Consider the following 22658-nt stretch of genomic DNA (forward strand, 5'->3'; position numbering starts at 1 on the left):
GCATCCGGGCCGTCCCGGATGAAAAAAACACACTTCAGAACACCACAGTTGGATTAGTGGTGTTCCCGTGATTTCAGGCACTGCCCGGACCGGGCCTGGCACAAGGCAAACAACCAGCGGCGCAAACGGCTGAATTTCAGTTCCATACCAGCAGCTCCGCAGGGGTCGGGTTGTAGGCGTTGCACGGGTTGTTCAGTTGCGGGCAGTTGGAGATCAATACGATCACGTCCATCTCGGCACGCAGGTCGACGTACTTGCCCGGTGCGGAAATTCCGTCTTCGAACGTCAGCCCACCGTCGGCGGTGACTGGCACGTTCATGAAGAAATTGATGTTCGGGCCGATGTCGCTTTTGCCCAGTCGTCCGTCGTGGACGCAGGCGCGCAGGTAGTTGTCGCGGCAGCTGTGCATGTAGCGTTTTTCCAGGGCGTAACGCACGGTGTTGCTCTCTTGCGCACACGCGCCGCCGAGCGTGTCGTGGCGGCCGCAGGTGTCGGCAACGATGGTCAGCATCGGTTTGCCGAGGTTGGAATAGAGCACGCTGCCGGTGCTCAGGTAGACGCTGTTCTGTCGGCGCAACGTGCGCTGCACGTCGTAGCGTTCCTTGGGGTTGGCAACGCTGTAGAACAGGGTATCGACGGCTTGATTGCCTTCCAGATCGAGAATGCGCAGGGTCTGGCCGGCCTTGACCTCCATCAGCCAGGGTTCGCCGGCGGGGATGGTCGCGCGGTAGACCGCATGCTCGGGCAGTCTGTCGGGGTTAGCAGCGGTAGCGATGGCGAGTGACATGGCAGCGATCCTCAGGCGAACAGACGGTCGGTGTTGATGAAGCCGCGCTCGTTTTCCGGGCGCGAGGTGCGGCAGTGTTCGGCGACACTTGGGTCGGCGTTCATCCAGCTCAGCTTCAGGGGTTTCGGGGCGTATTCGGTGGACGGGTCCATCGGGTGTTGCAGGGCGGTGAGGACGACGAGGGTGTCCATCGGCGCGTACAACTCGATGTAGTCGCCAGCCTTGGAATTACCTTCGACGAAATGAAAATGTCCGGCCTCATCGACGTTGACCCGGCTGAACAGATTGAGGGTCATCAGCAGGTCAGACAGGCCCAGGCCCCACTTGCCCAGTTCCACCAGCAGGTTGTCGGTGCCGTTGCGGAAAAAACCGTTGCGCAGTTCCTGATAGCGGCCCTGGCCGTACTTCTGCGCGACTTCCTCGGCGCAGAGCACGCCGCCGAGGCTGTCGCTCCAGCCGCAGGTGTCGGCAGTGATGGCGGCCAGCACGCGGCCCATGTCCGAGTACAGGCAATGGCCGGTGGTGAGCTTGGCGGTGTGTTGGCATTTGAGGCTGTCAGGCAGGTTCAGCCGTTCGGTTTTTTCGTTGGCATTGAGCAGGGTCAGGCTGACGTTGGCACCGCCGCGCAGATCGGTCAGGCGCAGCAATTGGCCGCGCTTGAGAACGAAGGAGCGGTGGCCGCCGCCGGGCAGCATTTCTTCGGCGAAGGGTGGAAACAATTGGGTTGAATCAGTCATTGGAGCAATCCTCTCAAGCGGTTCGAAGTGAGCCCGCCAGGTTCACCGGCAAGGCTTCGACGGCGGCGCGCTGGGCGCGGCGGTCGGTGTTCAAAGGGATGTCGTAGGTGATGCGCGCGCCATAGGCGCCGGGGGCGTGCGGGTCGAGACGAACCTTGTCGAACACCAGCAATCGCGTACCGAGGCTGAAGCCTTCGGACAGGTCATGAGTGACCATGAACACCGTCAGCTGCGTCTCGCGCCACAGCTCCAGCAGCAGGGCATGCATGTCTTTGCGGATGCCCGGATCGAGCGCGCCGAATGGCTCGTCGAGCAGCAACACGCGCGGTTTCATGATCAGTGCCTGGGCAATCGCCAGTCGCTGTTGCATGCCACCGGAGAGCTGCGCCGGGTACTTGTCCAGCGCATGGCCGAGGCCGACTTTGTGCAGCAGTGCCGAAGCCTGCTCACGGGCGTCTTTTTTGGCCGTGCCGAACAACCGCCCGAGCAACGGTGCGCGTGGCAACTCGAGGCCGATCGCGACGTTGTCCAGAACGCTCAAGTGCGGAAACACCGAGTAGCGCTGGAACACCACGCCACGGCTGGCGTCCGGCTCGCAGGCCAGTGGCTGACCATCGAGCAGGATCTCGCCACGGCTGGCGGTTTCCTGGCCGAGCAACAGGCGCAGAAAGGTCGATTTGCCGCAACCGGAAGCGCCGACCAGCGTGCAGAACTCGCCCTCGTTGACCTGCAGATTCAAGCCTTCGAGCACCACTTGATCGGCGTATTGCTGCCAGACGTTTTTTACCGTGATGAAGCTCATTTGGCGGCCCCCTCATACCAGGGGAATGCCCGGCGGGTCAGGGATTTCAACCCCCAATCCATCAGCCAGGCGAGGAGGGTGATCCACGCGACGTAGGGCAGGATCACGTCCATCGCCAGATAGCGCCGTACCAGAAAAATCCGGTAGCCGAGGCCGTCGGTGGCGGCGATGGCTTCGGCGGCAATCAGGAACAGCCACGCCGAGCCGAGCATCAGGCGCAGCGAAATCAGCAGGCGCGGCAACAGTTGTGGCAACACCACGCGCAACATCAGGGTCCAGGTCGAGGCACCGAGGGTCTGCGCCTTGATCAGCAGTTCGACGGGAATGTCCCGCGCACGCTGTTCCAGATCCCGAGCGAGGGCCGGGGTGATGCCGATCACGATCAGCATCACTTTCGACAATTCACCGAGGCCGAAGACGATGAACAGAATCGGCAGAATCGCCAGCGGTGGCACCATCGACAGCACCGTCAGCAGCGGCGACAACGGCGCGCCGAACAACGGCAGGGTGCCGGCGGCGATGCCCAGACACAGCCCGGCCAGCGCGGCGATGCCAAGGCCGATGGCCAGACGCCCCAGACTCGCCGCGGTGTCTTGCCACAGCAGGTATTCGCCGGTGCGGCTGTCGGCATGGAAGGCCAGGCGTTTTACCGCGTCGGTCATCTGCACGGCGCTGGGCAGCAGTTTGTCGTTGGGGTTGTCCGCCAGGCGTTCGGCCGAGCCCATGAAATAGGCGAACAGCAGCAGAGCGAACGGCAGGATCACCAACAGCAGGCGACTCGGGCGATCCGGGTGGCGATTGATCAGGCGCATGGCCAAATCCTCCGTGGCTTACAGCTTGGCGTCGGCGGCCATCTGCACGTAGGTCGGATCGAAACGCAGCTTGAGGTTGCTGGAGTCGCCGCTGGTCACGCCGTTGGCGAAAGCCATGCCGACCGCACTGGTGTCTTTGGCGCCTTCACCGAGCAAGCCGTGCTGGAACGAGAACTCGGCGACTTTGCGCATGGTTTCCGGCAGTTGTTTGCTGGTGGCAAAGGTCAGGGCTTCCTTCGGCGTGGCGAACAGTTTGGTGGTGTCCAGTTGCGCCTGGAATCCGGCCAGATCAGTGCCCGAGGCTTTGGCCATGTGTTCCAGCGCGGCTTTGCTCGCGGCGTTTTTTGCATTCATCAGTTCGACCACTTCGAACCAGGCGCCGGTCAGCGCTTTGCCCAGCGCCGGGTTGTCTTTGAGGGTGGCGCTGTTGACCACCATCATGTCCATGATCTCGCCGGGGATCTGGCTGGAGTTGAACACCTCAGTCACGCCGGGCTTGGCCTTGATGTCCGAAAGCATCGGGTTCCAGGTGGTCACGGCGTTGACCTGGTCGGTGTTGAAGGCGGCGGAGATATCGGCGTCGGAGGTGTTGACCACTTTGAGGTCTTTCTCGGTCAGGTCGACCGAATCCAGCGCGCGGGCCAGCAGGTAGTGGGACACCGACAGTTCGACCAGATTGACGTCCATGCCCTTGAGGTCGGCGACTTTCTTGCCTTCACCCTTGAGGACGACGCCGTCGTTGCCATTGGAGAAGTCGCTGACGATCAGCGCGGTGCTGTCGACGCCGCCGGCGGCAGGGATGGTCAGCGCATCCATGTTGGTCATGGTGCAGCCGTCGAACTGGCCGGCGGTGTACTGGTTGATCGATTCGACGTAGTCATTGAGTTGCACGACGTCGATCTTGATGCCGTACTTCTTCGCCCATTTGTCGACGATGCCTTGGCTGCCGGCGTATTCCCATGGCATCCAGCCGGCGTAAATCGTCCAGCAGACACTGAAGTGGTCTTTCTGCGCGGCGGGGGATTGGGTGCTGACCAGTGCGGCGAAGGCGGCGGCGAGCAGGGCGGGCAAACGTAGTCGGGACATGGTGGGTTCTCCAGTTGATCAAGGGCGGACAGGAAGGCAACGCGGCACCGCGAACGGTGGCTTGTCTCCCGGGCTTTTGTCCCGCCGTGTAACCTCAACTGGAGGTCGCCAACTCTCGGACCAGCCACTCGCGATTGCGAGCCGGAACCCTAGTCAGCCATTGCAAATTGTGGTGCCGCGAACCTGTGATGACTCCTGCACGGGTTTGCTAAAGCGAGAGGCGTGCCAAGTCGCGTCGAGCCCTCTGGCACGGGCCTGCCGGTTCAATCCGGTTGTGTTTGCGAGCGAGGCGACGCTTTGTGTTGGTGCGCGGTTGCACCGTGATGCAGCGTACGGGCCACGGGGGCATTGTTGGCCCGGTGAGTAGGGTTATCACGGCCGCGTATATCCCGGCAGGCCCCATTAATCAGCCGCTGAATGACCGCGTTGGCGGATGAACAAGGTTTCATAAATCACTTGTTTCAACTTGTTGCAGGAACGCACCAGATTCCGAAAACGCTGTCAGATAATTCGTCAGTCACCGAATAAACGACTGACGCCTGCCAGCGTCGCTGGTGTGGCTACCCGCGGTCCAGGAGGCCGCCATGTATCGCCGAATCCTACTGCTTGCCGTGATGTTTTTTTCCATTGGCGGATGTGTCCCTTATTCATACGGAGACAGCTATTACAGGTCAGAGGTCTACTCATCACCCGCGCCGGCGTACTACAGCGGCGGCACGTACTACACGCAGCCGCGCTACTACCAACCCGCACCGCGTTACTATCAGCAGCCGCGCTATTACCAGGCAGCGCCACGCTACTATCAGCCGGCCCCGCGTTATTACGAGAGCCGTCGCTGGCACGGCAATGACCGCGGACGCTGGGATGGCCACCGTCGCGGCGGTTGGGACAACGATCACCGCGGTCGCGGCAACTACGACCGCCACAGCGGCCGCGGCGACCACAACGGACGTGGCAACCGCTGGTAACTCACCGCAAACAAAAAGCGGCGCATTGAGCGCCGCTTTTTTTGTGCCTGTTTTTTTACACGAGAAGGTTAGTACTGCGTCAGATCCGCCAACGGATGCCGCCCCTCCCAAACCTTATGAAAATGCGCCTCCACCACGGCATCCGGCACGCTGTTGACGTCTGGCCAATGCCAGTGCGGCTTCTGGTCCTTGTCGATCAATCGCGCGCGCACCCCTTCGCTGAACTCCGGATGCCGGCAGCAATTGAGGCTCAGGGTGTATTCCATCTGAAAGACTTCAGCCAGTGACATATAGCGCGCGCGGATGATCTGTTCCCAGACCAGATGAGCGGTCACCGGTGAGCCTTCGCTCAGGGTCTTGGCGGCGCGGGCGAGCAACGGGTCGCTGCTGTCGTGTTGCAGACTGATGGCTTTCCAGGCGCACGCCACATCGCTGACGTCGAGCAGTTCGTCGATCTGCTGACGACGCGGTAGCCACTGCGCCTCGGGCATTTTCGCGACGGCTTCTTGCTGCAAGGCCTTGAGCAGGCTGTTGAGTTGCATCGGGGTCTGTTCCTGCCAGTTCAGTTGCAGCAGGCCTTCGATCAGATCCGGTTGCTGTTCGTCGAGCAGGAAGCGGTCGGCCAGTCCCAGATCGATCGCATCACGCCCGTTCATGTGCGCGCCGGTCAGGCCCAGAAACAAACCGAGCTTGCCGGGCAGTCGTGACAGGAACCAACTGGCGCCCACATCCGGATACAGGCCAATGGTGATTTCCGGCATGGCCAAACGGCTGCTCGGCGTGACGATGCGTGTGCTCGCGCCTTGCAACAGACCCATGCCGCCGCCCAGCACATAACCGTGGCCCCAGCAGATCAACGGTTTCGGGTAGGTGTGCAGGCTGTAGTCCAGGCGATATTCCGCGGCGAAAAACTGCGCGGCCAGTGGCGGTACTTCGCCGGGGTGGGCGCGACAGGCTTCCACCAGGCTGCGCACTTCGCCTCCAGCGCAAAATGCCTTGGCGCCGTTGCCGCGCAGTAAGACACAGACGATTTGTGGGTCTTTTGCCCAGGCATTCAGTTTGTCGCTCAGCGCATTGATCATCGGCAAGGACAACGCGTTGAGCGATTTTTCAGCGTCCAGGCTGGCGATACCGAGGCGGGCGCCGTCGGTGCCGGTGAGTTCTTCGAAGTGCAGATTCATCGTGACCTCGATCGGGAATTTGAACGATCAGTATGATCGTTGTGTGGGATAGTGCCGGATCTGCGTCAGATCAATTGACAAGCGTGGTCGGCTTTCCTAGGGTTCGCCCCATTGTTTTTGCCGGGTATGACCATGACTGCTGACGACCGTATCAAACTCGAACCGAGCTGGAAGGAGGCACTGCGTGCTGAATTCGACCAGCCTTACATGGCAGAGTTGCGCAATTTTCTGCAGCAGGAGCGGGCGGCCGGCAAGGAAATCTATCCGCCGGGGCCGCTGATTTTCAATGCGCTGAATTCGACGCCGCTGGATAAAGTCAAAGTGGTGATCCTCGGCCAGGACCCGTATCACGGCCCGGGCCAGGCCCATGGCTTGTGCTTCTCGGTGCAACCGGGCGTGCCGGCGCCGCCGTCGCTGGTCAACATCTATAAAGAGTTGAAACGCGACCTGAACATCGATATTCCCAGCCACGGTTATTTGCAGAGCTGGGCCGATCAGGGCGTGTTGATGCTCAACACCACCATGACCGTCGAGCGCGCCAACGCTAATGCGCACAAGGACAAGGGCTGGCAGTTCTTCACTGACCGGATCATTGAACTGGTCAGCGAACAGCAGCCGCATCTGGTGTTCATGCTGTGGGGCGCTCATGCGCAGAGTAAACAGAAGCTGATTGATGCGACCAAACACCTGGTGCTGACCTCGGTGCATCCGTCGCCGTTGTCGGCTTATCGCGGGTTCTTGGGATGCGGGCATTTCAGCCGGACCAACAAGTTTCTTGAGCAGAATGGCGAGTCGCCGATCGAGTGGCGGTTGCCGCCGGTTTGATGTGGGTCTGAAGGGCGCCATCGCTGGCTTGCCAGCGATGAAGTCGACTCGGTGTTACTCGGGATGACGATTCCAGTACTTGAACAACGGCTCCGCCAGAAACAGCACAAACAGCAACCGCATCACCTGCATCGCTGTCACCAGCGGCACCGACAGTTGCAGGGTCTCCGCCGTCAGGCTCATCTCGGCAATCCCGCCGGGCATCATGCCTAACGTCAGTGAACGCAGATCCAGATGGGTCAACGTACTCAACCCCAATGCCGCCAGTGTCGCGATCAACATGGTCAATGCCGTGCCGATCAGTGTGCGGCCCATGAACGACGGCGCACGCCGGAAAAACTGTCGATTGAAGTGACAGCCCAGACCGCTGCCGATCAGCCACTGGCCAATCTGACTGCCGCCATTGGGCAAACCGATGTGCAGATCCCAGCCGATGCTCACCGCCGCACTCACCAGCAACGGCCCGAACAGCCACGGATTGGGCTGGCGCAGTCGCTCCCAGGTCCAGGCGGCCAGGGCGCCCGCCGGAAACAAAATCGCCAGCCAACGCCAATCGACGCTACCGGCATGAGAAATCGGTGTGCCGTCGCCGAGCAGATACTTGAACGCCGCCGGCACACACAGCACCACCACCAACACCCGCAAACTTTGCCCAGCCGCTACATGGCTGAGCAGCGCGCCATTGCGCGCGCCGAGGTTGACCATCTCCCCGGAACCACCGGGCATGCTGGAAAAAAACGCCGTGGCGCGATCTTCACCGGTGCGGCGCATCAACCACACGCCGACCACCGCCGACAGGCTGGTGACCAGCGCGCCGAAGAAGATCAGACCGAAGTGACTCAGCACCTGCTCCATCACCACCGGGGTGAAGTGCAGACCGATGCCGATCCCGACAATCCACTGGCCGCATTTGCGGCCACCAGGGATTTCGGTTAATTGCCACGGGGTCAGGCAGCGCACGAGGATGATCGCCAGCAACGAGCCGACCATCCACGGCAACGGCCAGCCGATCTGACTGGCGACAAAGCCGCCAAGCAGACCGACCAGCGGGGTTCCCCACCAGGTTTTGAGGGATGACCAATCAGACATCGGCAATGGCGCGCCGGGCAGCGGAGCGTTTACGCCAGATACGGATGATCGGCATCATCAGCATGATCACCGTCAATACCCAGCAACCGACTGTGATCGGACTTGACCAGAGAATTTCCAGCGCGCCGTTAGAGATCGACAGCGCACGACGCAAGTTTTGCTCCATCAGACCACCGAGGATGAAGCCCAGCAGCAGCGGCGACAATGGGAAGTCCAGCTTGCGCAGGATGTAGCCGAAGATGCCGATACCGATCATCAGGAACAGGTCAAACGTGGTTGCGTGCACCGCGTAGACGCCGATCCCTGTAATGATCGCAATCACCGGCACCAGTGCCCAGTTCGGCACGGCGAGGATGCGGGTGAAGATGCGGATCATCGGGATGTTGAGGATCACCAGCATCACGTTGGCGATAAACAGCGACGCGATCAGGCCCCAGACGATGTCCGGTTGTTGCTGGAACAGCAGCGGTCCCGGGGTGATGTTGTACAGCGACAGTGCGCCGATCATCACTGCGGTGGTGCCTGAACCTGGAACACCGAGCGTCAGCATCGGTACCAGAGCACCGCACGCCGCACCGCCAATGGCGGTTTCTGGAGCCGCAAGACCACGCTTGTCGCCCTGACCGAATGTGCCGCTGTTACCGGCAATGCGCTTCTCGGTCATGTACGCCACGGCGCTGGCGAGTGTTGCGCCAGCACCCGGTAGCACGCCCATGATGAAGCCCAGCACACCGCACCGCAGGTTCACCGTGAATACCGAGGCCGCTTCCTTGAAGTTGAACATCATGCGGCCGGTGGCCTTCACGGCTTCCTGGCCGTGGTGGGTTTTCTCCAGCAGCAGAAGGATCTCGCTGATGGAAAACAGGCCGAGTACCAGCACGACGAATTGGATGCCGTCGGTCAGATGGATGTTGTCGCCGGTGAAGCGGTACACGCCACTGTTGGCGTCAATGCCGACGGTCGACAGAAACAGGCCGATCAGCGCGGCGATAAAGGTTTTCAGCGGGCGATCACCGGCCATGCCGCCGAGACAGACAATCGCGAACACCATCAACACGAAGTATTCCGCCGGACCAAAGGCAATCGCCCATTTCGCCAGTAGCGGGGCGAACAGCACCATGCCGCAAGTGGCGATAAACGCACCGATGAACGAACTCCACGCCGACAGCGACAACGCTACGCCGGCCAAGCCTTTGCGGGCCATCGGGTAGCCGTCGAGGGTGGTCATCACGGTGGACGCTTCGCCCGGAATGTTCAGCAGGATCGAACTGATCCGACCGCCGTATTCGCAACCCAGATACACCGCTGCCAGCAGGATCAGCGCCGATTCCGGCGGCAGACCCAAGGCAAACGCGATCGGGATCAGCAGTGCCACGCCGTTGATTGGCCCCAGCCCCGGCAACAGGCCGACGACGGTGCCGATCAGGGTGCCGCACAGCGCGGTCACGAGGTTGTAGGGACTCAGCGCGACGCCGAAACCCTGACCCAAATAGCCAAGAGTATCCATATCAGTTCTCCAGAACGTCGAGCAGGCCGAGGGGCAGCGGAACGTCCATCAGACGGTCGAACAGCAGGTACAGAGCGATCGCCATCAGCGTGGTGACCACGATGCTTGGCACCCAGCGACCGCCATACAGTCGCGCCATCGGAATGCCGATCAGGATGCTGCTGAGGATGAAGCCCAGCGGTTCGAACGTGCCAGCGAACACCAGCAGCAGGACGACGCAAATACCGATCTTGGTCAGGGTTTCGCGATCCAGTGGCGGCTCGTCTTCACTGTGTTTGATAGGGGCCGGGCGGAACACCATGTACAGCAGCGCCGCGCCCATAAGGCCGAGCATCAGCAGGGGAAAGGCGCGCGGGCCGACGGGTTCGTAGGAAAAAGCCGCTTGATACGGCCACGCCATCAGGGCCAGGCCGGCACAGGCCAGCAACAGCACCGAGGCGAAAATGCGTTGAATAAGCATGGGAGCTCCTGTGCTGCGTCACCGTCATCGGGAACGCAGCCGCTAGACAGAGACGATCACTGGATCAGGCCGAACTCTTTGGCCAGCACTTTGTAGTCCGCGACCTGCTTCTTCACGTAGGTGTCGAGTTCCGGCCCGGTCATGGCGAACGGGAAGAGTTCACGCTGATCGCGCAGCTTGGCGAATTCCTCGGAGGCCAACAGTTTGTCGAACGCGTCTTTCCACCAGGCGTAGTCTTCATCGCTGACTTTTGGCCCGAGGTAGAAGCCGCGCACCACCGGCCAGACGATGTCGTAGCCTTGCTCCTTGGCGGTCGGAATGCCTTTCATTTCCGGCTCGTCGAGACGCTTCTCGGAGAACACCGCCAACAAGCGCATATCACCGCTCTGAATGTGCGGCATGGAGTCGGAGATGTCGGTGCTGCCGACCTGGATGTGACCGCCGAGCAGGGCGGTGGCGATCTCGCCGCCACCTTCGAGGGCGACGTAACGCAGGTCACGCGGGTTGATCCCGGCAGCCTTGGCGATCAGCGCGGTTTGCATCCAGTCCTGGCTGCCGACGGTGCCGCCGGAACCGATCACCACGGAGCCTGGATCTTTCTTCAGTGCCTGAACGAGATCGTCGAGGGTCTTGTAGGGCGAATCGCTTTTCACCGCGATGGCGCCGTAGCTGGTGCCGACCGCTGCGAGCCAGCGCACATTGGTTTCATCGAAACGCCCGAACTTGCCCTGGGCCAGGTTCAGCAACGAACCGCTGGACCACGCCACCAACGTGCCGGCATCCGCCGGGCGTTGTGCGACCACTGCGTTGTACGCCACCGCGCCGACGCCGCCAGGCATGTAGGTGACGCGCATCGGTTTGCTCAGCAGTTTTTCGTTGACCAGCGCGCTCTGCGCCAGTTTGCAGGTCAGGTCGAAACCGCCGCCCGGCGAGGCCGGGGCGATGCATTCAGGACGTTTCGGTTCGGCCATGAGTTGGCCGGCGAACAGGACACAACTGGCGGCGAGGGCCACTTTACGCAGTGATAGGTTCATTCAAGTCTCCACGGGCATTGTTGTTATTCGACGTGTTTTTCAGCAACGGACATTTACCAAAGGGCAACGCTGTAGCTCACCAGCAAACGCACTTCGTCTGCATCGCGAGCGGAGTAGCTGGAACGGTAAGTGGCATTACGCAGGCGCACGGCGACATCCTTCAACGCGCCGCTTTGTACGACATATTTGATCTCGGTGTCGCGCTCCCACGCTTTGCCTGGCAAAACGCTGCGGCGAAAAACCGGCGAGGGCGGCGGCACTGGCGAAGGTGGCGTGGCTGAAGCGGGAGGGGCGAAGAGGCGTTAGAGCCTTGGTCTGCAAGGACGGCATGCGCGGGGTGCTCCGTTTATTGTTCTTATTGGTCGAAAACGCTTCGTGGCGTTTTTCGTAACGCTGTGTGGCAGCAGCGACGGCAGTCGGAACTGTCCGTGGCTCGACTCTAACCAGCTAACCTTTCGCTAACCTTTCAACTGGCTTTCACGGTTTTCGGGCTTCACAGCGGCGGTTGCGGCTGTAAACTCCGCGACAAAGAGTGGCGTCGGCCATCCCTGAACGAGGTAAAAATCCATGCGTGTCCTGCTCGTCGAAGACCATCTGCAACTGGCCGAAAGTGTCGCCCAGGCGCTCAAGAGCACCGGTCTGACCGTGGATGTGTTGCACGATGGCGTGGCCGCCGACCTGGCGCTTGGCAGCGAGGAATACGCGGTGGCGATCCTTGATGTCGGCCTGCCGCGCATGGATGGTTTTGAAGTGCTGGCGCGGTTGCGTGCGCGCGGAAAAAATTTGCCGGTGCTGATGCTGACCGCGCGCAGTGACGTGAAAGATCGGGTGCACGGCCTCAATCTTGGCGCTGACGATTATCTGGCCAAGCCTTTCGAGCTGACCGAACTGGAAGCGCGGGTCAAAGCCTTGTTGCGCCGCAGTGTGCTCGGCGGCGAACGCCAACAGCGCTGCGGCGTGCTGGCCTATGACCTCGACACCCGGCGCTTCACCCTCGGTGAGGAATTGCTGACCTTGACCTCTCGTGAGCAAGCGGTGCTTGAAGCGCTGATCGCCCGGCCGGGGCGGGTGATGAGCAAGGAGCAATTGGCATCGCAAGTGTTCGGCCTCGACGAAGAGGCCAGCCCCGATGCCATCGAAATCTACGTGCACCGTTTGCGCAAGAAACTCGACGGTCACCCGGTAGCGATCGTGACCTTCCGTGGCCTTGGCTATCTCCTGGAAAGCCGCGATGCATAAGCCCAGCAGCCTGCGCTGGCGGTTGCTGTGGAACCTTGCGCTGCTGTTGGTGGTGCTGATGCTCGCCAGTGGCTTGAGTGCTTACTGGAATGGTCGCGAAGCGGCCGATACCGCGTATGACCGCACGTTGCTGGCCTCGGCGCGAACCATCGCTGCCGGCCTGTCGCAACGAGACGGCACCCTCAGTGCCGACGTGCCTTACGTGGCCCTCGATACGTTCGCCTACGACAGTGCCGGGCGGATTTATTATCAGGTCAACGACATTCATCAGAAGCTGATTTCCGGCTACGAAAACCTCCCCGGTCCGCCGTCAGGCACGCCAAGAACTGACGACTATCCGGCGCTGGCGCGTTTCTACAACGCCACCTACAAGGGGCAGAATGTTCGGGTGGTCAGTTTGCTTAAAGCGGTAACCGAGCCAAACATGAACGGCATGGCGGAAATCCGTGTCGCCGAAACTGACGAAGCCCGGGTCAGCATGGCCCGCAGTCTGGCCGCCGACACCTTATTGCGTTTGGGCATGCTGGCGATTGGCGCGTTGCTGTTGGTCTGGTTTGCCGTCAGTGCGGCGTTGCGACCGCTGGAGCGTTTGCGCACGGCGGTGGAGGAACGTCAGCCCGACGACTTGCGGCCCTTGCCGTTGGTGGAAGTGCAGCATGAACTTTGGCCGCTGGTGCGTGGGCTTAACCATTTCACCGAGCGCCTGCGTGGGCAGTTCGAGCGACAGGCGCAGTTCATCGCCGATGCGGCGCATGAGTTGCGTACGCCATTGGCAGCGTTGAAGGCGCGGCTGGAATTGGGCCTGCGCTCGAATGAACCCGAAACCTGGCGCACGACCCTGGAATCGTCAGCGCAAAGCACGGATCGCCTGACCCATTTGGCCAATCAGCTGCTGTCGCTGGCGCGGGTTGAAAACGGCGCCCGGGCTATTGCGGAGGGCGGCGCACAGTTGCTCGATCTGAGCCAATTGGCGCGGGAACTGGGCATGGCCATGGCGCCGCTGGCGCACAAACGCGGCGTGGCGCTGGCGCTTGAGGCGGACGAGCCGGTGTGGCTGCGGGGTGAGCCGACGCTGCTCAATGAGTTACTGAGCAATCTGGTGGATAACGCGCTGGCGCATACGCCGCCAGGCGGCAATGTGATTTTGCGTGTGACGGCGCCAGCGGTGCTTGAAGTTGAAGACGACGGGCCGGGGATTCCGCTGGAGGAGCGAGAGCGGGTGTTTGAGCGGTTCTACCGGCGTAATCAGCAGGTGGCGGGTTCGGGGTTGGGTTTGGCGATTGTTGGCGAGATTTGCCGGGCGCATCTGGCGCAGATCAGCTTGCATGATGGTGAGCAGGCGGGTTTGAAGGTGCGTGTGAGTTTTATCGCCGGGTGATTCTGCGGTGTTCTTGCCGGCCTCTTCGCGAGCAGGCTCGCTCCCACAGGGGGAATGCATTCCAATGTGGGAGCGAGCCTGCTCGCGAAGGGCGCGCCTCGGTCTCGGATCAGTAGAACATCGACCGCGATTCTTCCAGATCTTCGCACAGTGCCTTGTTTTCCGGATCGATCCCAAGCTTTCTGAACGCGGGCACACTGAGCGGATCAATGCGCCCAAATGGATGATCGGTGCCCTTGTGGCAATACAGACTCGCTACCTGCACCAGATCGACGTAATCGATCTCTTTCGAGTCGCGTTTGAAGTCCTGATAGCGCCCCGGCAACTCCACCAACCGCTCCGGAAACTCCCAGACCCGCAACAGTTTGTCGCCCAGCAGCGGATGAATATGGTCGATCACATGGTTGAGGCTGACCGGGTCGGACAGTAGTTCGTAGTGGTCTTCGGCGTAGGTCAGAATCGGCAGCACGCCGATCTGATGCACCAGCCCGCCCAATGCCGCTTGGTCAGGTTTGAGCTGTGTGTAGCGGCGGCACAACGCATAACTGACCCCGGCGATTTCCAGGCTCTTGCGCCAGACTTCGCGCATTTTCTGTTCCACCACTTCGGAACGCGCGTGGAAAATCTGTTCCATCACCAGGCCGATCGCCAGATTGCTGCTGTAATTGATGCCCAGGCGGGTGATGGCGGTGTGCAGATCAGTGACCTCCTGGGCTGCACGCAGCAGGGGGCTGTTGACCACTTTGATAAGGCGTGCCGAAAGCGCCGTGTCGCGGCCGATCACTTTGCTCAGGTCGCTGACGCTGATTTCCGGATCTTCAGCGGCCTTGCGAATTTGCAGGGCCACTTCCGGCAACGTGGGCAGAACCAGGTCATCGTTATCGATGGCCTCAACCAAATCCTGTTGGACCTTATCCGCCAGTTCGCTCATTTAGACTCTCTAGGGTGTTGCAACAAAGGCTGCGATCAGCGCTGGATTTCGCGGTCGCGATCCAGTTCGTAGGGCAAATCGAGCAAATGCAGTGCAGGCCCTTCAAGGGTACCCAGATGCAGATCGCCCGCTTCAGCAGCTTCGGCCTGCAACACCGCCAGCAGTTCAATATTTTGTCCGGCGTTGGCGGCCAGTACGACTTCGCCGATGGAACTGTTGTGGCTCGGCGCGAACAACGGGGTGCCCGGCTCTGGTAATTGCGTGGCATCCAGGCTCAAACGATACAGACGGCGCTTGAGTTTGCCCAAGTACTGCATGCGCGCGACGATTTCCTGGCCGGTGTAGCAGCCTTTCTTGAAGCTCACGCCGCCAACGGCCTGCAGATTGAGCATCTGCGGGATGAACAGCTCGCGGGTGCTTGGCATGACCTGGCCGATACCGGCGCGGATCTGGCCCAGCAGCCATTGATTCAGATCACCTTCAGGCAGGGCTGCGGACAACTTGCCTTTGATGGTTTCGGCTTGTTCGGCCGGCACCCAGAGTTCGGCGCGATTCGGCGAGACGCGAATCGCGATCAGACCTTCGTTGCGTACAACACTGTCGGTTTCGGCCGGCAGATCCAGGCCGAGGCTGCTCAGTGCTGCATCGTCCGACCTCAGACCAAAGCGCACCCAGGCGGCGCTTTCGTCGGTGAGTTTGGATTTGGAGAACACTGCGTACTTCTTCAGATCCGCCAGTTGTGGTTCGAGCAGTTCGCTGGCCATCGCCAGCAGCACGCCGTCACCTTCCAGCAGAATGCGGAAACTCGACTGCATCCGGCCTTTCTGCGTGCAGCGCGCGCCAAGGCTGGCCGTGGTGTCGCTCAGGTAATTGATATTGCAGGTCAACTGGCCTTGCAGGAATTTTCCGGCATCCGCGCCGCGAACCGCGAGAACGCCTTCATGAGACAGGGTGCAGAAAAAAGCAGAATCGGCCATGGGTCATCGCAGGGTAAATAGACTGGGGCACATCATAAGGGTGCGCTGTTGAAATGGGTAGTTGATAAAGGATCGGTGGTGCCCGACCAAAGCCGACTGTGCGACCCGTCTCGGGGCTGTATACTTGCCGCCAAATTTGAGGAGGGCTCCATGGTCGAACAAGTTGAACTCAATCGCCTCTTTTGGCACAGCCGTCGCGGCATGCTTGAACTTGACGTGCTGCTGGTGCCGTTTTCGAGAGACGTTTACGCAACTCTCAACAACAAAGATCGCGATTTGTACGTGCGCCTGCTGACGTGTGAGGATCAGGACATGTTCGGCTGGTTCATGGAGCGCAGCGAGTCCGAAGATCCGGAGCTGCAGCGCATGGTTCGCATGATCCTGGATCGTGTCCAGCCCAAGTAATACGTTCGAATGCCGCTGGCATGCCTCGCGGCAGTTGCTGGCGGCGTATCTGTTGGCCCAGGCGTTCGCGCTGGGTTCTTTGCTTCTGCTTTCAATTCCACTCTGGGCCAGTCTGGCAGCGGCTTTCGCTTGCCTGCTTCACGGTTTTTACGTGATCCCACGGCAAATTCTATTGAGTCATCCCAAAGCATTTTGTGGCTTGCGTCGAGATGCCGATGGTTGGCAGTTGTGGAGTCGGGCGGATGGCTGGCAGGCGGTGCAACTACGACCGGACAGCCTGGCGCTGCCATTGATCGTGGTGCTGCGCTTTCGTTTGCGCGGGGAATGGTGGGTCAGATCGATCTGCGTGCCACGCGACGCGCAGGCGGCGGATTTGCACCGACGCCTGCGTGTGCGGCTCAAGTTCAGCCGGCGTAGGTGGGCGGCACCAGAATAGTGTCGAGCGCCTCGGGTAGCAGGTCCGGATAGTCGAGGGTGTAATGCAGGCCGCGACTTTCCTTGCGCTCCATGGCTGAGCAAATCATTAGCTCGGCGACCTGGGCGAGATTGCGCAGCTCGATCAGGTCGCGACTGACTTTATAGTTGCTGTAGAACTCGTCGATCTCGTCCAGCAACAGGCGCACGCGGTGCTGGGCCCGTTGCAGGCGCTTGTTGGTGCGCACGATGCCGACGTAGTCCCACATGAACCGGCGCAGTTCATCCCAGTTGTGCGCAATGATCACGTCTTCGTCGGAGTCGGTCACCTGGCTGGCGTCCCAGACGGGCAGGGCGTTCGGCGCTGTCACATCATCAAGTTGCGCCAGAATGTCCGCCGCCGCCGAGCGGGCGTAGACGAAACATTCCAGCAACGAGTTGCTGGCCATGCGGTTGGCGCCGTGCAGACCGGTGAAGCTGGTTTCGCCGATGGCGTACAAGCCTGGCACATCGGTGCGGCCGTTTTGGTCGACCATCACGCCACCACAGGTGTAATGCGCCGCCGGTACAACCGGAATCGGTTGTTTGGTGATATCGATGCCGAAGCCGAGGCAGCGCTCATAAACAGTCGGGAAGTGACTTTTAATGAAGGCTTCGGGTTTGTGGCTGATGTCGAGATAGACGCAATCGACGCCCAAACGCTTCATTTCATGGTCGATGGCCCGGGCAACGATGTCGCGTGGTGCCAGTTCGGCGCGCTTGTCGAAGCGATACATGAAGCGTTCGCCATTCGGCAGCTTCAAATGCGCACCTTCGCCACGCAGGGCTTCGGTGATGAGGAAGCTTTTGGCCTGTGGGTGATAGAGGCAGGTGGGATGGAACTGGTTGAACTCCAGATTCGCCACCCGGCAGCCAGAGCGCCAGGCCATGGCGATGCCATCACCACAGGCGCCGTCGGGGTTACTGGTATAGAGGTAGACCTTGGCCGCGCCACCCGAGGCCAGAATCACGAAGCGTGCGCCGTAGGTGTCGACTTCACCGGTGGCGCGGTTCAGCACGTAGGCGCCGAGGCAGCGCTCGCCGTCCAGGCCCAGGCGGCGCTCGGTAATCAGATCGACGGCTACTCGCTGTTCCAGCAATTCGATGTTTGAACGCTCTTTCGCTTGGGTCAGCAGGGTTTTGAAGATCGCGGCGCCGGTAGCATCGGCGGCATGGATGATGCGGCGATGACTGTGGCCGCCTTCGCGGGTCAGGTGAAATTCGAAACCGCCGTCTTCAGTGCCGGATTGCTCATCACGGGTGAACGGAACGCCTTGGTCGATCAACCACTGGATGGCTTCACGGCTGTGCTCGACGGTGAAGCGAACGGCATCTTCATGGCACAGACCTCCGCCGGCGTTCAGGGTGTCATCGACGTGGGATTCGACAGTGTCGGTATCGTCCAGCACGGCAGCGACGCCGCCCTGAGCCCAGAACGTCGAACCATTGGCGAGATCGCCCTTACTCAAAACGGCAATGCGCAAGTGATCTGGCAGGGTCAGCGCGAGACTCAAACCGGCAGCACCGCTGCCAATGACCAGAACATCGTGTTGGAACTGTTGGCTCATTTCAGGATTCCGCTCAAAGCGACCCGGGTCGGGGTTGGCGCAAGACAGCTGGATCGGCGAGTCAAGACAGCCACACAGCCCACTAGTATATAGAGGGGTGGGGCGGCACAATAGCCGGGCCTATATGGCATTGTGAAACTACCGGGATGGGGGAACCGGGCGCTTCGTCGGAAGAATTTTCCGCAGGTTTTGGGAAAAGGCGACTGTATCGGCGCTGAAACAGGTTTTTTCCTCCCAGTGTTGCCCAATGTCGGGTGGGGCCGGCTATAAATAATTGGAACTTTTGCCAGAGGCCCAAGATCAATAGTCGGTGCCAGAAACAAGGGACAGTGTCGGCTTCAGTGCGGAACCTGCGATTGGGTTGCTGCCGGCGAAACCGATGACAAGATTATTCGCGCAGCCGGTTTATCCCGCGCTGCGTTTTTCGTGCGTGCCAAATCAGAGCCCGCAGGAAACTTGCTTGGAGGGGGAGAACTTTTGCGAAAAGCCCGAGTCTATGTTTGCAAGTCTGGTCGTTTAGTTGTGCAAGTCTCCTCCGGGCTTATCGAGGAGTGTTCATGCTAACCCAGGAAGAGGATCAGCAGCTGGTCGAGCGCGTTCAGCGTGGCGACAAGCGAGCTTTCGATCTGCTGGTGCTGAAATATCAGCACAAAATTCTCGGGTTGATCGTGCGTTTTGTGCACGACACCCATGAAGCCCAGGACGTAGCTCAGGAAGCCTTTATCAAGGCGTATCGAGCACTTGGAAATTTTCGCGGTGACAGTGCGTTTTATACGTGGCTGTACCGTATTGCCATTAACACGGCAAAGAATTATCTGGTTTCACGCGGCCGTCGGCCGCCGGATAGCGATGTAAGTTCCGAAGATGCAGAGTTCTACGATGGCGATCACGGCCTCAAGGACCTCGAGTCACCAGAACGGGCATTGCTGCGGGATGAGATCGAAGGCACCGTCCATCGAACCATTCAGCAACTGCCAGAGGATTTGCGTACGGCTTTAACTTTACGTGAATTCGATGGTCTGAGTTACGAGGACATTGCGAGCGTCATGCAATGTCCGGTGGGTACCGTGCGCTCCCGGATTTTCCGCGCTCGGGAGGCCATCGATAAAGCCCTGCAACCGTTGTTGCAGGAAAACTGAGACAGCGGCGACAGCCAAGAGAGGAACGCCATGAGTCGTGAAGCCCTGCAGGAATCGCTGTCCGCAGTGATGGATAACGAAGCGGACGAACTGGAATTGCGTCGAGTGATCAATGCACTGGACGACGTAGAAACCCGTGAGACCTGGGCTCGTTACCAGATCGCTCGGGCAGCCATGCACAAGGATTTGCTGCTGCCACGTCTGGATATCGCTGCGGCAGTGTCTGCTGCGCTGGAAGACGAAACGGCTCCGGCCAAAGTATCCCGTAGCCCATGGCGAAACCTTGGCCGTCTGGCTGTTGCAGCCTCGGTTACGGTTGCCGTTCTGGCCGGTGTGCGCCTGTACAACCAGGACGAGATCGCTGGCGTCGAACTGGCACAGCAATCCAATCAGCCAACCCTGGCCACTCCACAGGTCAAAGGTCCGGCTGTTCTGGCAGGCTATAGTGAAAGTTCGGAAGCCACTGGCCCTATGGCCAACGGCGTACTGCAAGGTCAACCAGGCTGGCATGATCAGCGCCTGCCAAGCTATCTGCGTCAGCACGCTCAACAGGCTGCGCTGAAAGGTACTGAAAGCGCGCTGCCGTATGCACGTGCGGCAAGCCTGGAAAACCGTTAAGGAGGATCATGCGCGCCATACCTCTACTTTCGCTTCTGCTGAGTGGCTGGTTCATTGTTCCAGCCCACGCTGACGAGGCCCAGGACTGGTTGACCCGTCTGGGCCAGGCCGAGCAGCAGCAAAGCTTCCACGGTACTTTCGTTTACGAGCGTAATGGTAGTTTTTCTACCCACAACATCTGGCATCGCGTCCAGAATGGCCAGGTCCGCGAGCGTTTACTCCAGCTCGACGGTTCGGCACAGGAAGTCGTGCGCATTGATGGACATACTCAATGCGTAAGCGGCACCCTGATTGCCGGGTTGGGAGATTCTCCCAACTCTGCCGCTCGTCCTCTCGATCCGCAAAAGCTGAAAAACTGGTATGACCTTGCTGTCATCGGCAAGTCGCGCGTAGCTGGAAGAGACGCAGTGATCGTATCGCTGACGCCTCGGGACCAGCATCGTTACGGTTTTGAGTTGCATCTGGACAAGAAGACCGGTCTGCCGCTGAAGTCGCTGCTGTTGAACGACAAAGGGCAGTTGCTCGAGCGATTCCAGTTCACCAGTCTTGATACTGATGATGTTCCGACGGACAAAGACTTATTGGCTGACGCCGACTGCAAGCCGATTACTATCGATAGTGACAAGGCTTCTGCGGTGAAGACAGCTCAGGCTTGGCACTCTGACTGGCTACCGCCAGGTTTCGAGCTGACCAGCAGCACCTCGCACAAAGATCCGGAAACCAAAATTCAGGTCAGCAGCCTGCTTTATGACGACGGCCTGGCGCGGTTCTCTGTATTTCTCGAGCCGCTTAACGGTGCCACTGTCACCGATACGCGCACTCAGCTCGGCCCAACCGTTGCCGTCTCCCGTCGCCTGACCACACCGCAAGGTGAAATGATGGTCACGGTGGTCGGTGAGATCCCGATTGGTACCGCCGAACGAATTGCTCTATCAATGCGCAATACCGATGGCGCTGCGACCAGCAAGCAGTGAGCTGATTTCAGTCATACCCACTTCGTCGTCGAGACGTAGAAATGTTTGCTGAGCATTTTCATTTGCAAATCACCTGAAAATTTTTTATAGGTCAGAGCCTAACGGCTCTGGCCTTGTTTGTTGTTCCTGGAATAAAAGTACCGGCCTGTAGTGTCCGGTGGTCCTTGTTCCATATCGCTTAAACCTGCTCGTCGTAACGGGAGCTGTATGTCGATACCTAGCTTGAAATCTTATCTCTCCATCTTCGCTACTGTGCTGCTGCTCGGCCAGGCGGTTCCTGCTGCGCAAGCGGCTGATCTGCCTGACTTCACCCAACTGGTCGAACAAGCTTCGCCTGCCGTGGTGAACATCAGTACCACGCAGAAACTGCCGGATCGCAAAGTGAACCAGCAGATGCCTGATCTCGAAGGCCTGCCGCCAATGCTGCGCGAGTTCTTCGAGCGCGGCATGCCGCCTCAACAGCGTTCGCCGGGCGGTGGTCGCCAGCGTGAAGCGCAATCGCTGGGTTCGGGCTTCATCATCTCTCCCGATGGCTACATTCTGACCAACAACCACGTGATTGCCGATGCTGACGAAATCCTCGTTCGCCTGGCTGATCGCAGCGAAATGAAAGCCAAGCTGGTAGGCACCGACCCGCGTTCCGACGTGGCCCTGCTGAAAATCGAGGGCAAGGACTTGCCGGTGCTCAAGCTCGGCAAATCCCAGGATCTGAAGGCCGGCCAATGGGTCGTGGCAATCGGTTCGCCTTTCGGCTTTGACCACACCGTGACCCAAGGCATCGTCAGCGCCGTTGGCCGTAGCCTGCCGAACGAAAACTATGTGCCGTTCATCCAGACCGACGTGCCGATCAACCCGGGCAACTCCGGTGGCCCGCTGTTCAACCTGAATGGGGAGGTGGTCGGGATCAACTCGCAGATCTACACCCGTTCCGGCGGCTTCATGGGCGTGTCGTTCGCTATTCCTATCGATGTGGCAATGGATGTTTCCAACCAACTGAAGAGTGGCGGCAAAGTCAGCCGTGGTTGGCTGGGCGTGGTTATTCAGGAAGTGAACAAGGATCTGGCCGAGTCGTTCGGTCTTGAGAAGCCGGCCGGTGCGCTGGTTGCGCAGATCCAGGACGACGGTCCGGCAGCCAAGGGCGGCCTGCAAGTCGGCGACGTGATCCTGAGCATGAACGGCCAGCCGATCGTTATGTCTGCTGATCTGCCACATCTGGTCGGCGCACTGAAGGCCGGTGCGAAAGCCAATCTGGAAGTGATTCGTGAAGGCAAACGCAAAAACGTCGAGTTAACTGTTGGCGCGATTCCGGACGAAGACAAAGAGCTGGGTGCGTTGCCGAAGTCCGGTGCTGAAACCAACAGCAACCGTCTCGGTGTTTCGGTGGGCGAGCTGACCGCCGAGCAGAAGAAAACCTACGACCTAAAAGGTGGCGTGGTCATCAAGGAAGTGCAGGACGGTCCTGCGGCCCTGATCGGTCTGCAGCCGGGTGATGTCATCACCCACCTGAACAACCAGGCCATCGGTTCCGCCAAGGAGTTCGCCGAGATCGCCAAGGCACTGCCGAAGAACCGTTCGGTGTCGATGCGGGTTCTGCGTCAAGGTCGTGCGAGCTTCATCACCTTCAAACTGGCTGAATAACCGCTAGTAAATAAAAAGAAACCGCCTCGAATGAGGCGGTTTTTTTATGC

23 protein-coding genes, 1 pseudogene and 1 riboswitch are annotated in these 22658 nt (G+C 60.0%); of the genes and pseudogenes, 10 read left to right on the forward strand and 14 right to left on the reverse strand.

The features are described 5' to 3' along the window. Positions 1–136: 136 nt before the first annotated feature. Genes ACA043_RS07040 through ACA043_RS07060 form a run of 5 tightly spaced genes read right to left on the reverse strand, consistent with a single transcriptional unit; the run spans position 137 to position 4224 of the window. Complete coding sequence (locus tag ACA043_RS07040) at positions 137–787, reverse strand: urea amidolyase associated protein UAAP2 (protein WP_401266069.1); 651 nt, start codon at positions 785–787, stop codon at positions 137–139. An 11-nt stretch (positions 788–798) separates the two neighbouring features. After that, on the reverse strand, positions 799–1524 hold the full coding sequence (locus ACA043_RS07045) for an urea amidolyase associated protein UAAP1 (protein ID WP_401266067.1): 726 nt from the start codon (positions 1522–1524) through the stop codon (positions 799–801). Between the two features lie 13 nt (positions 1525–1537). Next, positions 1538–2326, reverse strand: coding sequence for an ABC transporter ATP-binding protein (locus ACA043_RS07050; RefSeq protein WP_401266064.1), 789 nt, complete (start codon positions 2324–2326; stop codon positions 1538–1540). Next, positions 2323–3138 (reverse strand): ABC transporter permease, encoded by an 816-nt coding sequence (locus ACA043_RS07055; protein WP_401266063.1) that lies wholly within the window; start codon positions 3136–3138, stop codon positions 2323–2325. The genes ACA043_RS07050 and ACA043_RS07055 overlap by 4 nt, the downstream gene beginning before the upstream one ends. 18 nt (positions 3139–3156) lie before the next feature. Further along, complete coding sequence (locus ACA043_RS07060; RefSeq protein WP_187680147.1) at positions 3157–4224, reverse strand: putative urea ABC transporter substrate-binding protein; 1068 nt, start codon at positions 4222–4224, stop codon at positions 3157–3159. A gap of 63 nt (positions 4225–4287) precedes the next feature. Beyond that, positions 4288–4388: riboswitch (guanidine-I (ykkC/yxkD leader) on the reverse strand. A 420-nt stretch (positions 4389–4808) separates the two neighbouring features. Here ACA043_RS07060 and ACA043_RS07065 point away from each other — a divergent pair. Further along, positions 4809–5192, forward strand: a complete 384-nt coding sequence (locus ACA043_RS07065; protein WP_095187689.1) for a hypothetical protein — start codon at positions 4809–4811, stop codon at positions 5190–5192. Positions 5193–5260: 68 nt separating this feature from the next. Here the strand turns inward: ACA043_RS07065 and dspII are convergent, their stop codons facing one another. After that, complete coding sequence (dspII, locus tag ACA043_RS07070) at positions 5261–6373, reverse strand: enoyl-CoA hydratase/isomerase DspII (protein ID WP_489878408.1); 1113 nt, start codon at positions 6371–6373, stop codon at positions 5261–5263. Positions 6374–6505: 132 nt separating this feature from the next. Between dspII and ung the strand changes: the two genes are divergently transcribed. Next, positions 6506–7198, forward strand: a complete 693-nt coding sequence (gene ung / locus ACA043_RS07075) for a uracil-DNA glycosylase (RefSeq protein ID WP_401266056.1) — start codon at positions 6506–6508, stop codon at positions 7196–7198. Between the two features lie 54 nt (positions 7199–7252). On the opposite strand, the gene ACA043_RS07080 is transcribed toward ung, so the two are convergent. The 5 genes and pseudogenes from ACA043_RS07080 to ACA043_RS07100 all read right to left on the reverse strand — a co-directional run. After that, entirely contained in the window at positions 7253–8287 is a 1035-nt protein-coding gene (locus tag ACA043_RS07080) for an AbrB family transcriptional regulator (RefSeq protein WP_497658882.1), read from the reverse strand. Further along, positions 8280–9794: a tripartite tricarboxylate transporter permease gene (locus ACA043_RS07085; RefSeq protein ID WP_489878410.1), complete on the reverse strand. Its 1515-nt coding sequence runs from the start codon at positions 9792–9794 to the stop codon at positions 8280–8282. Before ACA043_RS07085 ends, ACA043_RS07080 begins: the two co-directional genes overlap by 8 nt. Position 9795: 1 nt before the next feature. Then, complete coding sequence (locus ACA043_RS07090) at positions 9796–10254, reverse strand: tripartite tricarboxylate transporter TctB family protein (RefSeq protein WP_497658883.1); 459 nt, start codon at positions 10252–10254, stop codon at positions 9796–9798. A gap of 56 nt (positions 10255–10310) precedes the next feature. Continuing rightward, positions 10311–11288: a Bug family tripartite tricarboxylate transporter substrate binding protein gene (locus tag ACA043_RS07095; protein ID WP_187680154.1), complete on the reverse strand. Its 978-nt coding sequence runs from the start codon at positions 11286–11288 to the stop codon at positions 10311–10313. 53 nt (positions 11289–11341) lie between these two features. Then, positions 11342–11506, reverse strand: a pseudogene (locus tag ACA043_RS07100) (OprD family outer membrane porin); the annotation flags it as partial. A gap of 349 nt (positions 11507–11855) precedes the next feature. Here ACA043_RS07100 and ACA043_RS07105 point away from each other — a divergent pair. Then, the gene (locus ACA043_RS07105) at positions 11856–12527 is read left to right on the forward strand and encodes a response regulator (RefSeq protein ID WP_187680155.1); all 672 of its coding nucleotides are present in this window, start codon (positions 11856–11858) and stop codon (positions 12525–12527) included. Then, positions 12520–13905 carry a sensor histidine kinase gene (locus ACA043_RS07110; RefSeq protein ID WP_187680156.1) on the forward strand — a complete coding sequence of 462 codons (1386 nt, stop codon included), beginning with the start codon at positions 12520–12522 and terminating at the stop codon, positions 13903–13905. Before ACA043_RS07105 ends, ACA043_RS07110 begins: the two co-directional genes overlap by 8 nt. Before the next feature lie 109 nt (positions 13906–14014). On the opposite strand, the gene ACA043_RS07115 is transcribed toward ACA043_RS07110, so the two are convergent. Both ACA043_RS07115 and ygfZ read right to left on the reverse strand, forming a co-directional pair. Then, a complete protein-coding gene (locus ACA043_RS07115; RefSeq protein ID WP_187680157.1) occupies positions 14015–14836 on the reverse strand; it encodes an HDOD domain-containing protein in 822 nt (273 codons plus the stop codon). A 35-nt stretch (positions 14837–14871) separates the two neighbouring features. Beyond that, positions 14872–15813 carry a CAF17-like 4Fe-4S cluster assembly/insertion protein YgfZ gene (gene ygfZ, locus ACA043_RS07120; RefSeq protein WP_497658884.1) on the reverse strand — a complete coding sequence of 314 codons (942 nt, stop codon included), beginning with the start codon at positions 15811–15813 and terminating at the stop codon, positions 14872–14874. 150 nt (positions 15814–15963) lie between these two features. Between ygfZ and ACA043_RS07125 the strand changes: the two genes are divergently transcribed. Both ACA043_RS07125 and ACA043_RS07130 read left to right on the forward strand, forming a co-directional pair. Continuing rightward, on the forward strand, positions 15964–16218 hold the full coding sequence (locus tag ACA043_RS07125; RefSeq protein ID WP_401266041.1) for an FAD assembly factor SdhE: 255 nt from the start codon (positions 15964–15966) through the stop codon (positions 16216–16218). After that, positions 16202–16654, forward strand: a complete 453-nt coding sequence (locus ACA043_RS07130; protein ID WP_497658885.1) for a protein YgfX — start codon at positions 16202–16204, stop codon at positions 16652–16654. The genes ACA043_RS07125 and ACA043_RS07130 overlap by 17 nt, the downstream gene beginning before the upstream one ends. Here ACA043_RS07130 and nadB read toward each other — a convergent pair. Further along, complete coding sequence (gene nadB, locus ACA043_RS07135) at positions 16623–18239, reverse strand: L-aspartate oxidase (RefSeq protein ID WP_497658886.1); 1617 nt, start codon at positions 18237–18239, stop codon at positions 16623–16625. The two genes, ACA043_RS07130 and nadB, sit on opposite strands and share 32 nt — an antisense overlap. A 557-nt stretch (positions 18240–18796) precedes the next feature. Between nadB and rpoE the strand changes: the two genes are divergently transcribed. From rpoE to ACA043_RS07155, 4 genes are all read left to right on the forward strand, one after another. After that, positions 18797–19378, forward strand: a complete 582-nt coding sequence (gene rpoE / locus ACA043_RS07140) for an RNA polymerase sigma factor RpoE/AlgU (RefSeq protein ID WP_003172477.1) — start codon at positions 18797–18799, stop codon at positions 19376–19378. Positions 19379–19408: 30 nt separating this feature from the next. Next, positions 19409–19996, forward strand: a complete 588-nt coding sequence (locus tag ACA043_RS07145; RefSeq protein ID WP_401266035.1) for a sigma-E factor negative regulatory protein — start codon at positions 19409–19411, stop codon at positions 19994–19996. A gap of 8 nt (positions 19997–20004) precedes the next feature. Further along, positions 20005–20970 carry a MucB/RseB C-terminal domain-containing protein gene (locus ACA043_RS07150; RefSeq protein WP_187680162.1) on the forward strand — a complete coding sequence of 322 codons (966 nt, stop codon included), beginning with the start codon at positions 20005–20007 and terminating at the stop codon, positions 20968–20970. A gap of 207 nt (positions 20971–21177) precedes the next feature. Beyond that, positions 21178–22608, forward strand: coding sequence for a DegQ family serine endoprotease (locus ACA043_RS07155; RefSeq protein ID WP_497658887.1), 1431 nt, complete (start codon positions 21178–21180; stop codon positions 22606–22608). The last annotated feature ends 50 nt before the right edge of the window (positions 22609–22658 follow it).

It is taken from the genome of Pseudomonas sp. LBUM1648, from assembly GCF_059716145.1.

What these genes read in the sequence shown, in the direction of transcription:
- ACA043_RS07040 (WP_401266069.1), bottom strand. Translation starts at nt 787, where the DNA reads ATGTCACTCGCCATCGCTACCGCTGCTAACCCCGACAGACTGCCCGAG.
- ACA043_RS07045 (WP_401266067.1), bottom strand. Translation starts at nt 1,524, where the DNA reads ATGACTGATTCAACCCAATTGTTTCCACCCTTCGCCGAAGAAATGCTG.
- ACA043_RS07050 (WP_401266064.1), bottom strand. Translation starts at nt 2,326, where the DNA reads ATGAGCTTCATCACGGTAAAAAACGTCTGGCAGCAATACGCCGATCAA.
- ACA043_RS07055 (WP_401266063.1), bottom strand. Translation starts at nt 3,138, where the DNA reads ATGCGCCTGATCAATCGCCACCCGGATCGCCCGAGTCGCCTGCTGTTG.
- ACA043_RS07060 (WP_187680147.1), bottom strand. Translation starts at nt 4,224, where the DNA reads ATGTCCCGACTACGTTTGCCCGCCCTGCTCGCCGCCGCCTTCGCCGCA.
- ACA043_RS07065 (WP_095187689.1), top strand. Translation starts at nt 4,809, where the DNA reads ATGTATCGCCGAATCCTACTGCTTGCCGTGATGTTTTTTTCCATTGGC.
- dspII (WP_489878408.1), bottom strand. Translation starts at nt 6,373, where the DNA reads ATGAATCTGCACTTCGAAGAACTCACCGGCACCGACGGCGCCCGCCTC.
- ung (WP_401266056.1), top strand. Translation starts at nt 6,506, where the DNA reads ATGACTGCTGACGACCGTATCAAACTCGAACCGAGCTGGAAGGAGGCA.
- ACA043_RS07080 (WP_497658882.1), bottom strand. Translation starts at nt 8,287, where the DNA reads ATGTCTGATTGGTCATCCCTCAAAACCTGGTGGGGAACCCCGCTGGTC.
- ACA043_RS07085 (WP_489878410.1), bottom strand. Translation starts at nt 9,794, where the DNA reads ATGGATACTCTTGGCTATTTGGGTCAGGGTTTCGGCGTCGCGCTGAGT.
- ACA043_RS07090 (WP_497658883.1), bottom strand. Translation starts at nt 10,254, where the DNA reads ATGCTTATTCAACGCATTTTCGCCTCGGTGCTGTTGCTGGCCTGTGCC.
- ACA043_RS07095 (WP_187680154.1), bottom strand. Translation starts at nt 11,288, where the DNA reads ATGAACCTATCACTGCGTAAAGTGGCCCTCGCCGCCAGTTGTGTCCTG.
- ACA043_RS07105 (WP_187680155.1), top strand. Translation starts at nt 11,856, where the DNA reads ATGCGTGTCCTGCTCGTCGAAGACCATCTGCAACTGGCCGAAAGTGTC.
- ACA043_RS07110 (WP_187680156.1), top strand. Translation starts at nt 12,520, where the DNA reads ATGCATAAGCCCAGCAGCCTGCGCTGGCGGTTGCTGTGGAACCTTGCG.
- ACA043_RS07115 (WP_187680157.1), bottom strand. Translation starts at nt 14,836, where the DNA reads ATGAGCGAACTGGCGGATAAGGTCCAACAGGATTTGGTTGAGGCCATC.
- ygfZ (WP_497658884.1), bottom strand. Translation starts at nt 15,813, where the DNA reads ATGGCCGATTCTGCTTTTTTCTGCACCCTGTCTCATGAAGGCGTTCTC.
- ACA043_RS07125 (WP_401266041.1), top strand. Translation starts at nt 15,964, where the DNA reads ATGGTCGAACAAGTTGAACTCAATCGCCTCTTTTGGCACAGCCGTCGC.
- nadB (WP_497658886.1), bottom strand. Translation starts at nt 18,239, where the DNA reads ATGAGCCAACAGTTCCAACACGATGTTCTGGTCATTGGCAGCGGTGCT.
- rpoE (WP_003172477.1), top strand. Translation starts at nt 18,797, where the DNA reads ATGCTAACCCAGGAAGAGGATCAGCAGCTGGTCGAGCGCGTTCAGCGT.
- ACA043_RS07145 (WP_401266035.1), top strand. Translation starts at nt 19,409, where the DNA reads ATGAGTCGTGAAGCCCTGCAGGAATCGCTGTCCGCAGTGATGGATAAC.
- ACA043_RS07150 (WP_187680162.1), top strand. Translation starts at nt 20,005, where the DNA reads ATGCGCGCCATACCTCTACTTTCGCTTCTGCTGAGTGGCTGGTTCATT.
- ACA043_RS07155 (WP_497658887.1), top strand. Translation starts at nt 21,178, where the DNA reads ATGTCGATACCTAGCTTGAAATCTTATCTCTCCATCTTCGCTACTGTG.